Raw genomic sequence first — 14,211 nt, forward strand, 5'->3', positions numbered from 1 at the left:
GCCATGCTGTTCAAGACACGCAATTTCGACGATGCGCCCGTGGTGCTCGAGGCCAGGAACCTGACCGTCAGCCTGCCCGACACCAAGGGCGACCCGAAGGTGCTGAAATCCATCGACGTGACGATCCGCGCGTCCGAGACCGTCTGCCTGGTGGGCGAGTCCGGCTCGGGCAAGTCGGTCACCTCACTGGCGATCATGGGGCTTCTGCCCGAGGCGCTGAAGGTCGCATCCGGCACCATCCACCTGCAGGGCCGCGACCTGCTGCCGCTGTCCCAGGCCCAGATGCGGGAACTGCGCGCCGCCCGCGTGGCGATGATCTTTCAGGAGCCGATGACCGCGCTGAACCCCGTCCTGCGCGTCGGCGACCAGATCATGGAGGTGATGGAGCTGCACACCGCGCTGCCCGCCGCCGAACGCCGCAAGCGCGCGCTGGCGATCATGGAACAGGTGCATCTGCCCGACGTGCCGCGCATCTTCGCCTCGTATCCGCACCAGCTGTCGGGCGGGCAGCGCCAGCGGATCATGATCGCGATGGCCCTGGTGCTGGAGCCCGTCCTGCTGATCGCGGACGAGCCCACCACCGCGCTCGACGTGACCACGCAGAAGCAGATCCTGGCCCTGATCGACGAATTGCAGCAGGACCACGGCACGGCGGTGCTGTTCATCACCCATGACATGGGCGTGGTCGCGGAAATCGCCGACACCGTCTATGTGATGAAGCACGGCGAGATCGTGGAATCGGGCGCGGTGGAAACCCTGCTGCGCGCGCCCCAGGCTGACTACACCCGCGCGCTCCTGGCCGCCGTGCCCAGCCTGTCGCCCCGCGCGGCGCGGGCGGGTGCGGATGATGCCGTCCTGCGGGTCGAGAAGCTGAACAAGGTCTATGGCGGCGGCGGCATCCTGAAGAAGCTGCCCACGGCGCACGCCGCCAAGGACGTGACCTTCACCCTGTCGCGCGGCCAGACGCTTGGCATCGTGGGCGAATCCGGCTCGGGCAAGTCCACCGTGGCGCGCTGCATCATGCGGCTGATCGACCCGACCTCGGGGCGGATCCTCTTGGACGACACCGACATCGCGACCCTCACGCGCGGCGGCCTGCGCCCGCATCGCCAGAAGCTGCAGGTGGTGTTCCAGGACCCGATGCGGTCGCTGAACCCGCGCTGGACCATCGCCGACAGCCTGATCGAGGGGCCGCTGAACTATGGCACCTCGCGCAAGGACGCCCTGGCCGAGGCCGCGCGCCTGATGCAGGTGGTGGGCCTGCCCACCGACGCGCTGGCGCGCTATCCGCACCAGTTCTCGGGCGGGCAGCGCCAGCGCATCGCCATCGCGCGGGCGGTGATGATGCGCCCCGACGTGCTGGTGGCGGACGAGGCCGTGTCGGCGCTGGACGTGTCGGTGCAGGCGCAGGTGCTGGACCTGCTGGACCAGCTGCAGCGCGATCTGGGCATCGCCATCGTCTTCATCACCCATGATCTGCGCGTCGCCGCCCAGATCTGCGACGAGGTGCTGGTCATGCAGCGCGGCGCCGTGGTCGAACACGGCCCCGCCGCCCAGGTGCTGGCCGCCCCCGCCCATGCCTATACCCGCGCCCTGATCGACGCCGCCCCCGGCCGGTCCTGGGACTTCCACAACTTCCGAGAGATGCGAGACCCCTCCCATGCCGAACCTGCCTGAGATCGACGCCGCCACCCCCGAGCTGACCGCGATCTTCCGCGACCTGCACGCCCATCCCGAGATCGGCATGGAGGAGGTCCGCACCAGCGCCATCGTCGCGGCACGCCTGCGCGAATGGGGCGTGGACGAGGTGCACGAGGGCGTGGGCCGGACCGGCGTCGTGGGCATCCTGCGCGGGCGCGGTCAGGGCAACCGCCGCGTCGGCCTGCGCGCCGACATGGACGCGCTGCCGATCCATGAGGCGACCGGGCTTTCCCATGCATCCACGAACGCGGGCAGGATGCATGCCTGCGGCCATGACGGGCACACCACGATGCTCTTGGGCGCCGCGCAATACCTGGCCGCCAGCCGCAACTTCGACGGCACCGCCGTCTTCATCTTCCAGCCCGCCGAGGAGGGTCTGGGCGGCGCCCGCGCGATGATCGCGGACGGGCTGTTCCAGCGCTTTCCGGTCGACGAGGTCTACGGCATGCACAACCAGCCCACCGGAGAGCTGGGCCGCGCGAGCCTGTGCAAGGGGGCGGCCATGGCGGGAGCGTCCTTCTTCGACATCACCGTGACCGGCAAGGGCAGCCATGCCGCCATGCCCCACCAGTCGCGCGACGCGCTGGTGATCGCCAGCGGTCTGGTGGGCCAGTTCCAGACGATCCTGGGCCGCAACATCGCGCCCCTGGACCAGGCCGTGCTGTCGGTGACCCAGATCCATGCGGGCAGCGCCTATAACGTTGTGCCGGAAGCCGCGACGCTGGCCGGCACCATCCGTTTCTTCAAGCCCGAGGTCCGCGACCTGATGCAGGCCCGCGTGCGCGCGATCTGCGACGGCGCCGCGCTGGCCCATGACGTGACCATCGACGTCCAGTTCCGCGAGATCTTCGACGTGCTGGTGAACGATGCCGACCTGTCGGACGCCTGGACCCAGGCCGCCGCCGACGTGGTGGGCCCCGACAATGTCGCCGATCAGGACCCCGTCGCCGGGTCCGAGGATTTCGCCGACATGCTGCAGCTGGTCCCCGGCGCCTATGGCAATGTGGGCCACGGCGGCACCGTGCCGCTGCACAATCCGGGCTTCGTGCTGGACGAGGGGATCCTGCCCATCGGCGCCTCGATCTATGCCCGGCTGATCGAACGCCGCCTGCCGGTGGCCGCATGAGCGCGACCGCCCTGCCCTTCGACACCGATCAGATGCTGGCAGGCCTGCGCCCCTGGGTCGAATGCGAAAGCCCCACCTGGGACGCGGGCGCCGTCACCCGCATGATGAACCTGGCCGCGCGCGACCTGGCCCAGATCGGCGCGGCGGTGCAGGTGATCCCCGGCACCAAGGGCTTCGGCACCTCGATCCGCGCCAGCTTTCCCCATCCCGGCCAGGGGCGGCCCGGCATCCTCGTCTCGGGCCATCTGGACACCGTCCACCCGATCGGCACGCTGGACAGGCTGCCCTTCCGGGTCGAGGACGGGCGCGCCTACGGCCCCGGCATCATGGACATGAAGGGCGGCAACTACGTCTTTCTGGAGGCGATGCGCCAGATCGGCCGGGCGGGCCTGACCACCCCCTGCCCGTCACCTTCCTCTTCACCCCCGACGAGGAGGTGGGCACCCCCGCCACCCGCGGGCTGATCGAGGAGGCCGCGCGCGGCCAGCGCGCCGTCCTGCTGCCCGAGCCCGCATCCCCCGATGGCGGCGCGGTGATCGGCCGCTATGCCATCGCGCGCTTCGACCTCTTGAGCGAGGGACGCCCCAGCCATGCGGGCTGGGCGCTGAAAGACGGGCGCTCGGCCATCGCCGCCATGGCGCGGCGCATCCTGCAGATCGAGGCGATGACGACCGAGGACTGCACCTTTTCCGTGGGCGTCATCCATGCCGGGCAATGGGTGAACTGCGTGTCTTCGACCTGCCGGGCCGAGGTCCTGTCCATGGCCAAGACGCAAGGCGATCTGGACCGGGGCGTCGCCGCCCTGCTGGCGCTTCAGGGGCCCGAGGACGGGGTCGAGTTCACCGTGACGCGCGGCGTGACCCGCCCGGTCTGGGAACCGCAGCCCGGCACGATGGCGCTTTACGATCTGGCGCGCGAGGTCTCGGCAGAGATCGGGTTCGACCTCTCCGCCGGCAGCGCGGGCGGCGGATCGGACGGCAACTTCACCGGCGCGATGGGCGTGCCCACGCTGGATTCCATCGGCGTGCGCGGGCGCGGCCTGCACACGCTGGACGAACATATCCTGACCTCCAGCCTGACCGAGCGCGCGCGCCTGGCCGCCGGCCTGCTGACCCGGATCACCTGACCGACGCCCTGACCCCCGAAGGACCCCACCGCCCATGACCGGACTGAACGAGCTGACCGCCGCCCAGATGACCGAGGGCTTCGCCGCCCGCACCCTGTCGCCCGTCGAGGTGACGCGCGACGTGCTGGCCCAAATAGCGCGCTGCGAGCCGCAGCTGCACGGCATGTGGACGGTGGATCCCGGGGTGGCGATGGCCGCGGCTCAGGCCTCCGAGGCGCGCTGGAAGGACGGCCACCAGATCACCTGCAACGGCGTCTCGCTGGACGGGGTGCCGATCACGATCAAGGAGAACATCGCCACCGAGGGCGTGCCGATGCCCCTGGGTACGCGGGTCAGCGACATGACCCCGCGTCCGGCCGACGCGCCGCCCGCCGCCCGGATGCGCGCGGCGGGGGCGGTCTTTCTGGGCCGCACGACCATGCCCGATTTCGGGATGCTCTCCTCGGGCTTGTCCAGCTTTCACCAACTGGCGCGCAATCCGTGGAACCCGGCGATGAACCCGGGCGGCTCCAGCGCCGGGGCGGGGGTCGCGGGGGCGGCGGGATACGGGCCGATCCATCTGGGTACCGACATCGGCGGCTCGATCCGCCTGCCCGCCGCCTGGTGCGGGCTGGTGGGGCTGAAGCCCAGCCTGGGCCGCGTGCCGATCGACCCGCCCTTTATGGGCCGCGCGGCGGGGCCGATGACCCGGACGGCGCGCGACGCCGCCATGGCGATGGCCGTGCTGTCCCAGCCCGATTTCCGCGACCACATGGACCTGCCGCCGAACGCGATCGACTGGCTGGATCTGGACCGGGACCTGACCGGCCTCAGGATCGGGCTGCTGATGCAGGCCGGATGCGGCCTGCCGGTCGACGCGCAGGTCACCGATGCCGTCATCGATGCCGCGCGCCGCTTCGAGGCGACGGGCGCCCATGTCGACCCGCTGGACCCCTGGATGACGCCGGACCTGCTGCAGGCCCTGGACGATTTCTGGCGCACGCGGGGGGTCTGGACCTGCAGGCCCTGACGCCCGCGCAGCGCGACACGGTGCTGCCGGTGATCCGCCAATGGTCCGAATCCGGCCTGGGAAAGACCGGAGAGGAGGTCTATCGCGCCTATGCCGCCACGGTCGAGATCCGGCGCCTGACCGTCGCCGCGACCGCCCGCTTCGATCTGGTCCTGTCGCCCGTCTCGCCCAATGTCAGCTTTCCCGCCGAATGGGCCTATCCCGCCGACAATGACGTGGACCGCGCGATGGCCCATATCGGCTTCACCGCGCCCTTCAACATCAGCGAACAGCCCGCCATCTCGGTCCCCTGCGGGCAGGATGCGGCGGGCGTGCCCATCGGGTTGCAGATCGCGGGTCGCCGCTTCGACGATCTGGGCGTGCTGCGCGCCGCCCATGCGTGGCAGCGGATCGGCCCCGCCCCCCGGCCCTGGCCGTTCCAGGCCCCGTAAGGCGCCCTCAGCCCTCCGGCACGTCCCCGCCCAGGCTGTCGAAGAAGGCCGGGGCCTCGGCCAGGTAGCCCTCGGAGTAGCCGCCCTCGGACAGGGATCGCAGCGCGCGGTCCACGCCGCCCGCCGCATGGTTCTGCGCCGCCAGATCCTGCGTCATGTGCAGGTAGTAGGCCATGTCCTTGGCGGCATTCGACACGAAGAACCGCATCCGCGAGGTGTCGCCCTCCAGCAGGAAGGGGCCGATCCGGTCCAGCGCCGCGCCATAGCCCCCGCCCTGCGCCAGCGCATCGGTGAAGACCTGCGCGGGGATGCCCGCCTTGCGCGCGCAGGCCGCCGCCTCGCTGAGCAGCGTGGCCTGCCCGATCGAGACATAGTTGTGCAATAGCTTCAGCGTATGCCCCGCGCCCGGCCCGCCCGCATGGAAGATGTTCTCGGCAAAGGCCCCCAGCAGGGGCCGCATCCGCTCCAGCAGGTCGTCCTCGGCCCCGACCAGCAGGTTCAGCCGCCCCGCCTCGGCCTCCAGCGGCGTCCGGGTCATCGCGGCGTCCATGAAGCGCCCGCCCGCCTCCTCCGTCAGCCGCGCCAGGCGCGCGGTCGAACTGGGGATGGCGGTCGAGCAGTCGACGATCACGGTGCCGGGCCGGATCGCGGCCAGCATGCCCGCCGCGCCCAGCAGCACCTCCTCGACCTGCGGGCTGCCCGAGACGCACAGCACGATCACCTCGCTCTCGGCGGCCAGCTGCTGCCGGTCCGCGACACGGCGCGCGCCCAGATCCATCAGGTCCTGCACCGGCTGGTTGCCCGGATGATCCAGAAAGCCAAGCGGCCAGCCCTTCGCCGCCAGGTTCCGGGCGATGCCATGGCCCATCAAACCGACACCGACCAACCCCACCTTCATCTCGCCCATCCGTCCCTCGTCTTTCCCGCCCTTGATGCGGCCGTCCCTGTCTACGACGCCCGGACCGATCCGTCACCCCGCCCGGGCCGTCTGAACCGGTCCGTGCGCCTTTTGGGGGATGCGCGTTGCACCCAAGGCCCGCCTCTGCCACCTTCAAGGTCACCGGGCCGGTCCCGGACGCAGCCGCAAGGACCCATCATGAGCCTCGACGACCTGACGCAGATCGACAGCACGCGGATTTTCGTGAACGGCGCATGGGTGCGGCCCGCGGGCGGCGGCACCCTGCCGGTCACCGACCCCTCGGACGGGCTGGTCATCGGCCAGCTGGGGCGCGGCACCCCCGCCGATGTCGATGCCGCGATCGCCGCCGCCCGGGACGCGCTGGCGGGCGAATGGGGCCGCCTGACCGCCACCGCGCGCGGCCGGATCCTGATGCGGATGTCCGCGGAGGTCCTGACGCGCGCCGAGGATCTGGCCATGATCGAGACGCGCGACGTGGGCAAGCCGCTGAACCAGTCCCGCATCGACAGCGCGGCGCTGGCGCGCTACCTGGAATTCTACGCGGGCGCCGCCGACAAGCTGCACGGTACCACGATCCCCTATCAGGACGGCTTCACCGTCTATACCCTGCGCGAGCCGCATGGCGTCTGCGGCATCATCATCCCCTGGAACTATCCGATGCAGATCCTGGGCCGGGCGGTCGGCGCGGCGCTGGCGGCGGGCAACACGGTCGTGCTGAAACCCGCCGAGGATGCCTCGCTCTCCGCGCTGGTCTTCGCCGACATCGCCGCCAAGGCCGGGCTGCCGGCGGGCGTGCTGAACGTCGTCACGGGTCTGGGCGCCGAGGTGGGGGCCGCGCTGGCGGGCCATGCGGGGATCCATCACCTGTCCTTCACCGGCTCGGTCGCCACCGGCACCCGCATCCAGGAGGCGGCGGCCCGCAACGTCGTCCCCGTCACGCTGGAACTGGGCGGCAAGTCGCCCCATCTGGTCTTCGACGACGTCGATCTGGACATGGCGGTGCCGGTGCTGGTCGCCACCTGCCTGCAGAACGCGGGCCAGACCTGTTCGGCGGCCTCGCGCGTGCTGGTCCAGCGGGGCGTCTATGACGAGGTGCGGCGCCGGATGGCGGGCATCTATCAGGGGTTGGTCGCGGGCCCCGCGGTGGGCAGCCACGATCTGGGGCCCGTCGTCTCGGCCCGGCAGTGCCAGCTGGTGCAGGATTTCATCGACCTGGGCAAGCGCGAGCTGACCCTGGCCGCCGAGGGCCGGCTGCATCCCCATGCCGCCTCGGGCGGCCATTTCGTGCGCCCGACCCTGTTCGCCGAGGTCGCCCCCGACCACCCGCTGGCCCAGCAGGAGATCTTCGGCCCCGTGCAGGTGCTGATCCCCTTCGACGACGAGGCCCATGCCCTAGCCATCGCCAACGGCACCGATTACGGGCTGGTCGCGGGCATCTGGACCCGCGACGGCGCCCGCCAGCTGCGGCTGGCCCGCAAGCTGGACTGCGGCCAGGTCTTCGTGAACAACTACGGCGCTGGCGGCGGGGTGGAGCTGCCCTTCGGCGGGGTCGGCCGCTCGGGCCACGGGCGCGAGAAGGGCTTCGAGGCCCTGAACGGCTTCACCCGCATCAAGACGGTCACCATCCACCACGGCTGACGCGCGGGTTGGCGGGGTCAGTCCCCGGGCGCGGTCAATAGATCGCCGCCGGGGGCAGATCCCCCTCCCCCCGCGCCTTGGCAACCCCGCGCGCGCCCGCCACGACCATCGCCACGTCACTGCCGCCCACGATCAGCCGGTAGCCCAAGGCGCGCAGGTCTTCCCAATCGCGCCCCGCCCCGGTGATCGTGCCAAGCGGCATCCCGGCGGCTCCGGCCGCCGCCTCGATCCGCGCGATCAGGGCCTGCGGTTCGGGATCGGTCATCCGCTCCAGATGCCCGATCGAGGCCGCCAGGTCGTTCGGCCCGATGAAGACCATGTCCACCCCCGCGACCGCCATGATCGCGGTCAGGTTCCCGACCGACGGCCCCGTCTCGCATTGCACGATCAGCAGCAGCTCGTCCGCCGCCTCCGGCCCGTAGCCCGCCCGCGCGCCCCAGTCCGAGGCGCGCACCAGCGGCGCCGCATAGCCGCGCCGCCCCCGCGGGGGATAGAGGCAGGCGGCCGCGACATCGCGCGCCTGATCCCCGGTCTCGACCATCGGCACGATGATCGAGGTGAAGCCGCGATCCAGCACGCGCTTGAGCATCGTGTCCGACCCGTCGGGCACCCGCAGGATCACCTCGGCCCCGGCCGCGCGGGCGGCCCGCGCCACCGCGACCCAGTCCTCGATGTTGCCGCGCCCATGCTCGCCGTCGATCACCAGCACGTCCCAGCCATGCCGGGCCAGGATCTCGGCGATGTCGGGGCTGCCCAGCTGCAGCCAGGCGGCCTCGATCCGTTCGCCCTGCGCGATGCGCCGTTTCAGTCGGTTCATGAGCCCCTCCCCCGGGATGATGGACGCGCCGCCTACAGCGACATCTCGTCCCAGAACGCGGCGATGCGGCGGGCGTTCAGGGGCGACATCCAGCCGTGGCGTTCGAAATCGGCCCGCGCGCGGGCGTCGGTCAGGTGGCTGAGGAACAGCCGCCGGTCGGCATCGCGCTGCGTGGGGGTGCGGGTCTTGATGATCTCCAGGATGCGGCGCAGGCGCTCGACCCCGGGGCTGGGCGCGCCGTCCGGGGGCGCGGCCTCGGCCGCCTCGGTGCCGAAGTTCCCCTCCAGCGCGGCGCTCAGATAGCCGACCTTGCTTTTGACGTTCTGGCGCGTCTCGACATAGTCCAGCTTGGCCGCCACCTGCCCCTCGCCATGGGCGGACAGCCATTGCCGCGCCAGCCGGTCGCTGACCCCGAGCGCGCGCAGCCGGGCATAGACCGCGCCGTGCCGCACGCCCTCGCCATCGTCAATGTCCAGGATGGCCAGTTGCGGATTTTCCGCGATGCGGAAGCGGATCTGCGTGACCGCCCTGCCCTGCTTGCGGGTCTCGGCGCTCAGCATGATGTTGCTGGTCTTGTTCACCTCGGCCACGGCGGGCTTGATGATCTTGGCGTTGAGCTGCTTGAAGACCTCGTAATAGGCCGACCCCTCGACCCCCATCAGCCGCCGGAACAGGTCCAGATCCCACCAGCCCGTCGATCCAGTGCGCACGAAGCGATAGCAGTTCTCGTACAGCGCCAGCGCATGTCCCGAAGTGAAGCGGCGCTGGATGTTCAGGTTGATCAGCGCGAACATCTTGGGGTCGTGCAGCTTTTCCGCCAGCGCCGGGGAATAGGCGTATTCGCAGACCCCGCCCTTCAGCTTGGCATAGCTGAGCAGGCTGGACACGCCCCATTCCTGCTGGCCCTTCTCGTCCAGCATGTCCCATTCCGCCACCGTCTCGACCAGCCCGCGCAGCGACTGCTTCAGCGTGTCCATGTCGTTGCTGTTGTAGCCGATCATCAGGCACAGCGTGCGCGCGTCGATCTGGTGGCTGGGGCGGCTGGTCAGCGTGTCATAGGCGTTCAGCAGCAGGACGTTGGACAGCTTGCGCTGCAGCAGCGTCAGCTTGCCCGAGACATGGATCGCCGCCACATGCTTCTTGACCGCGCCCCGGCGAAGGGCGCCCGACAGCTGGTCGCGGGGAATCTCGTCCATGGCCTGTGCCCACCGGTTGCTGCGTCATTCTGGCCCAAAAGGCACCTGCGGACAATTGTTAAACAGGCACCTCAGGCTGCGGTCGGGCCGTCCCGGAACCGGGCACCTTTGGCCTCGCGCCGGGGCAAAAGGTATCCGTTTGCAGGACGGCGGATGCCGCAGAACCGGCCTTTCGGCGCCGAACCCGGCCCTTCCGGGCCCGTCCCGCGTCCGGACACCTCCCATCCCGCGAATCGGTCCCGACCTTCCTGCAGACGGGCACCCCTCCCCCCGCAAACGGGTGCCCCTGGTCCCGCAGATGGGTGCCTTTCGTGCAGCAACACATTGCCTTGAAACGCAAATTTCGACCTAAAGACTTTAAAGTCCCTAAAGACTCTACAACCTATATGCGGCCGCTTTCTTCCGATTCTGGAAGGTTTCGCGGCGAAACCGGGTCAACATGATTCACTTTCCGCTTTTCATGTGCGAGAGTTTCCCCCGAGACCTCCGAAACACGTCACATCGCAGCAGGACCGAGATGGCAGGCAAAGAGCCTCTTCCCCCCTATTTCAGCATCGACCCCGCCCGCGCCGCCAAGCGCCTGTCCGAGCCGATCGGCACCGCCCGATTCGCCAAGGCGGCGGCCTTCGCCGCGCGCGGACGGCAGGATCTGGCGGAACGCGGCTATGCCCCCGACGGGCGCAAGCGGTTGCGCCGCTTTTCGACCTGGGAGGTCTGCCGCTACCTGATCCCGGTCGCCACGGCCCATTTCCGGCGAGTGCTGCGCAAGTTCCCCGACCTGCCCCAAGGCACCGGCGAGGGCAATTCCAAGTGGTTCACTCTCGACGAGGTGCTGCGCCTGCGCGACCACTTCGCGACCGAGGGCGCGGCCGACCGCGAATACCGGCCCTGGCGTCCCAAGGGCCTGCCCGCCAAGACCATCGCGGTGGCCAACTTCAAGGGCGGCGTCGGCAAGACCTCGACCGCCGCGCATCTGGCCATGTCGGCGGCGCTCGATGGCTACAAGGTGCTGGTCATCGACCTGGACAGCCAAGGCAGCATGACCTCGATCATGGGCGGCCAGGTGCCCGACGAATGGTCCACCGCCTTCCCGCTGCTGGCCAAGGACTATGCGCTGGCCCTGCAGGGCGAGAACCGCGTCCGCGAGGCGGCGGGTCAGGCTCCCCTGCCCTTCGACGAGACGCTGACCGAGGCGCTCAAGATCGGCGCCCGCGACCTGATCCAGCCGACCCACTGGCCCAATATCGACCTGCTGGGCGCGCAGCTGAACCTCTATTGGGCGGAATTCCAGGTGCCGGTCTGGCGCATGGGCCTGCGCAGCTGGCCGCTGTGGGACGCGCTGGCCAACGGGCTCAGCCATGACGGCATCTTCGACGACTACGACCTGATCTTCCTCGATACGCCCCCCGCGCTCGGCTACCTGACGATCAACGCGCTGGCCGCGGCCGACATCCTGCTGGTGCCGCTTGGCGCGACCTTCCTGGAGTTCGACTCGACGGGGCGGTTCTTCGACATGCTCTATTCGACCTTCGCCAGCGTCGAGGATGGCGAGAACAAGGCGCGCCGCCGCGACGGGCTGCCCGAGATGCGCTTCGAATGGGACGCGGTGCGGGCCATCATCACCCGCTTCGAGGCCGGGCAGCAGACCGATCTGGCCAATGTCATCCAGGCTTATTTCGGGGATTTCATGACCACTTATCGCCAGGAACTGACCGCCATGGTCGGCCAGGCGGGCGAGCAGGTGAACGGCATCTACGAGGCCGATTACCGCGAGTTCAACCGCGACACCTATGTGCGCGGCCGCGAGACCTTCGACCGCACCTGGGCCGAGGTCAAGGAGCTGATCCTGGGCGCCTGGTGGCGCGATCTGCAGATGGCCGAGGCCGAGGGAAAGGACGGACAGGATGGTTAAGCGCAGGCGGCTGGAGACCCCCAGCAGCGACGATCTGAGCCGCATCGAGGAGGAGTTTCGCAGCGAAACCTTCGACCGACCCGCGACCGCCCGGGGCCTGGCGCCCATCGCGCAGGTGGCCGCCGACAGCGCCTCGCATGCCCAGGCCGACGGCACCGACATCCGCGCCGCCCGGGCCCGGACCGAGGCCGATGCCGCGCGTCTGCATGCCGCGCAGGCGCAGGGCCTGCTGATGACCGAGATCCCGCTGGAGCAGATCGATGCCGACGCGATGATCCGCGACCGCCTGACCATGGGCGAGGACGAGATGCTCGAGCTGCGCCATTCGATCGCCGCCCATGGGCTGCGGCTGCCGATCGAGGTGTTCGAGCTGCCGGGCGGCGACGGGGCAGGGCCGCGCTATGGGCTGTTGTCGGGCTATCGGCGCCTGCTGGCCACGCGCGGCCTGCTGGAGCTGACGCAGGCCGACAAATACCGGACCATCCGCGCCATCGTCCGACCACAGGAGGATAGCGGCAGCGCCTTCGTCTCGATGATCGAAGAGAACGAGGTCCGCGAGGAGCTGAGCCATTTCGAGCGCGGCCGCATCGCCGTCATTGCCGCCAATCACGGCGCCTTCGCCAATACCGAGGATGCGGTGGCCAAGCTGTTCGCCTCGGGATCCAAGGCCAAGCGGTCCAAGATCCGGTCCTTCGCGCTGATCTTCGAGGAGTTGGGCGACATGCTGGAGTTCCCCGAGGGACTGACCGAGCGGCGCGGGCTGCAGCTGGCCACGGCCCTGCGGCAGGGGGCCGAGGGCCGCCTGCGCACCGCCTTGTCCGAGCGTACGCCGAGCGACGCCGAGGAGGAGTGGCTGGCCATCGAGCCTGTCATCCGCGTCGAGGATGGCGGGGTCCGCGATCCGAGCCGGGGCGGGCGCCCGAAGAAGCTGCCGCCGGTGACCGGCTGGATCGACGACCGCACGCTGCGGACCTCCAGCGGGGTGACGATCCGCCGGGCGCAGGACAGCCGGGGCCATGTGATCCGGCTGGAGGGCGAGGTCCTGAACGGCGAGCTGATGGACAGCCTGATGCTGGAGCTCCGGGCCCTGCTGGAGCGCTGAGCGGTTTCGCCGCGAAACCATGGGCAGGCCGCTTGCCATCGCCCCAATGATGACCTACATTGATGGTCATCATCAGGAGGCTTGCCCATGCAGATCGCCATTGCCGAAGCCAAGGCGCAGTTCGCCGAGCTGATCCGCCGCGTCGAGGCCGGCGAAGAGGTCGAGCTGACCCGCTATGGCCGCCCCGTGGCCCGCCTGACCGCCGCCCAGACCCCGGGGCAGGGGCTGATCGGCTGCATGAGGGGCCGCTTCGTCGCGCCGGGGGCCGTCGACGAGGCCGACGAGGCGGTCGCGGCCCTCTTTGCCGACAGCTTGATCCCGCCCGCGTGAGGCTGCTTCTGGACACGCATATCCTGCTCTGGGCGATGCTGGACGACCCGCGCCTTGGGGCGGGCGCCCGCGCGGCGATGGACGGGGCCGAGGCCATCCATGTCAGCGCGGCCTCGGTCTGGGAGATCGCGATCAAGGTGGCCCTTGGCAAGCTGGAGGTGCCCGAGGACCTGTTCGACCAGGCCTTGGCGGCGGGCGTCCGGCCCCTGGCGATCACCTGGGCGCATGCGCGCGCGGTCGAGCGGCTGCCCGCCCATCACGCCGATCCCTTCGACCGGCTGCTGATCGCGCAGGCCCGGCAGGAGGGGATGGTGCTGGTCTCGGCCGACGGCAAGTTCCGCGCCTATGACGTGGAGCTGATCGCGGGCTAGGTTTCGTCGCGAAACCGAGAGGGCGGGGGACGGCCATGGTCAGAGGGCGCCGGACAGGTATGCGGTGCTCGGGCCTTCGTCAGAGCTGGACGCCCTCGGGGAGGAGGAGGTCCGGGTTCCTCGATGCCAGCAATGATGTCCCGTTCGCATCAGTCGTGTCTGACCGACCGATTATGGCGCTTGAAAGGCCAGTTGAAGCGGCTGGTGCGATGTTCACCGGAGCGATGTGATGCATCACTACGCATTCCTGCAGCGGGTGGCTGATGTCTTCGCCTTCCCCCACCAGTCTTCGGCGTGCCGCGCCGCGTGCTGAATGGCTTCGGCTTCGGACGACACGCTCCGCTGACGGGGAGAGGTCCGCCCAGATGCCTAAGCCTGCCAGATGAGGGTCGTCCAGCACGTCCACCCCCTTCCGCTTTGGGCGTTTGGGATGGTCGACCGGATCTGCAGCGTTCCAAGTTCCCTTTAAAGTTTTAGCTCGAGGGCGCAGATCCCATAGCCGCGTTGGCGGTCCCACGGGGGGCCATGCTCGT

General features: G+C 69.9%; 10 protein-coding genes and 2 pseudogenes. 9 read left to right on the forward strand and 3 right to left on the reverse strand.

The features are described from left to right. The first annotated feature begins 3 nt into the window (after window positions 1-3). The 4 genes and pseudogenes from E4191_RS20245 to E4191_RS20260 all read left to right on the forward strand — a co-directional run bounded on the left by E4191_RS20245 (window position 4) and on the right by E4191_RS20260 (window position 5,393). On the forward strand, window positions 4-1,677 hold the full coding sequence (locus E4191_RS20245; RefSeq protein WP_139616184.1) for an ABC transporter ATP-binding protein: 1,674 nt from the start codon (window positions 4-6) through the stop codon (window positions 1,675-1,677). Further along, a complete protein-coding gene (locus E4191_RS20250) occupies window positions 1,661-2,827 on the forward strand; it encodes a M20 aminoacylase family protein (RefSeq protein WP_139616185.1) in 1,167 nt (388 codons plus the stop codon). Before E4191_RS20245 ends, E4191_RS20250 begins: the two co-directional genes overlap by 17 nt. Beyond that, window positions 2,824-3,953: pseudogene (locus E4191_RS20255) on the forward strand (M20/M25/M40 family metallo-hydrolase). Before E4191_RS20250 ends, E4191_RS20255 begins: the two are co-directional and overlap by 4 nt. Window positions 3,954-3,987: 34 nt before the next feature. Next, window positions 3,988-5,393, forward strand: a pseudogene (locus tag E4191_RS20260) (amidase). A 7-nt stretch (window positions 5,394-5,400) separates the two neighbouring features. On the opposite strand, the gene E4191_RS20265 reads toward E4191_RS20260, so the two are convergent. After that, a complete protein-coding gene (locus E4191_RS20265) occupies window positions 5,401-6,300 on the reverse strand; it encodes an NAD(P)-dependent oxidoreductase (protein ID WP_139616186.1) in 900 nt (299 codons plus the stop codon). A 189-nt stretch (window positions 6,301-6,489) separates the two neighbouring features. Between E4191_RS20265 and E4191_RS20270 the strand changes: the two genes are divergently transcribed. Then, window positions 6,490-7,950, forward strand: a complete 1,461-nt coding sequence (locus E4191_RS20270) for an aldehyde dehydrogenase family protein (RefSeq protein ID WP_139616187.1) — start codon at window positions 6,490-6,492, stop codon at window positions 7,948-7,950. Between the two features lie 34 nt (window positions 7,951-7,984). Here the strand turns inward: E4191_RS20270 and E4191_RS20275 are convergent, their stop codons facing one another. Both E4191_RS20275 and E4191_RS20280 read right to left on the reverse strand, forming a co-directional pair. Then, window positions 7,985-8,767 carry an HpcH/HpaI aldolase family protein gene (locus E4191_RS20275; RefSeq protein WP_139616188.1) on the reverse strand — a complete coding sequence of 261 codons (783 nt, stop codon included), beginning with the start codon at window positions 8,765-8,767 and terminating at the stop codon, window positions 7,985-7,987. Window positions 8,768-8,799: 32 nt separating this feature from the next. Beyond that, entirely contained in the window at window positions 8,800-9,963 is a 1,164-nt protein-coding gene (locus E4191_RS20280) for a replication initiation protein (protein ID WP_139616189.1), read from the reverse strand. Between the two features lie 517 nt (window positions 9,964-10,480). Between E4191_RS20280 and E4191_RS20285 the strand changes: the two genes are divergently transcribed. The 4 genes from E4191_RS20285 (at window position 10,481) to E4191_RS20300 (ending at window position 13,678) form a co-directional block, all read left to right on the forward strand. Then, the gene (locus E4191_RS20285) at window positions 10,481-11,875 is read left to right on the forward strand and encodes an AAA family ATPase (RefSeq protein ID WP_139616190.1); all 1,395 of its coding nucleotides are present in this window, start codon (window positions 10,481-10,483) and stop codon (window positions 11,873-11,875) included. Next, window positions 11,868-12,977 (forward strand): ParB/RepB/Spo0J family partition protein, encoded by a 1,110-nt coding sequence (locus E4191_RS20290; protein WP_139616191.1) that lies wholly within the window; start codon window positions 11,868-11,870, stop codon window positions 12,975-12,977. The genes E4191_RS20285 and E4191_RS20290 overlap by 8 nt, the downstream gene beginning before the upstream one ends. Window positions 12,978-13,064: 87 nt before the next feature. Then, window positions 13,065-13,307, forward strand: a complete 243-nt coding sequence (locus E4191_RS20295) for a type II toxin-antitoxin system Phd/YefM family antitoxin (RefSeq protein WP_139616192.1) — start codon at window positions 13,065-13,067, stop codon at window positions 13,305-13,307. Continuing rightward, window positions 13,304-13,678 (forward strand): type II toxin-antitoxin system VapC family toxin, encoded by a 375-nt coding sequence (locus tag E4191_RS20300; protein ID WP_139616193.1) that lies wholly within the window; start codon window positions 13,304-13,306, stop codon window positions 13,676-13,678. The genes E4191_RS20295 and E4191_RS20300 overlap by 4 nt, the downstream gene beginning before the upstream one ends. The last annotated feature ends 533 nt before the right edge of the window (window positions 13,679-14,211 follow it).

This window comes from Paracoccus liaowanqingii (assembly GCF_004683865.2).
In the GTDB taxonomy this organism is placed as follows: domain Bacteria; phylum Pseudomonadota; class Alphaproteobacteria; order Rhodobacterales; family Rhodobacteraceae; genus Paracoccus; species Paracoccus liaowanqingii.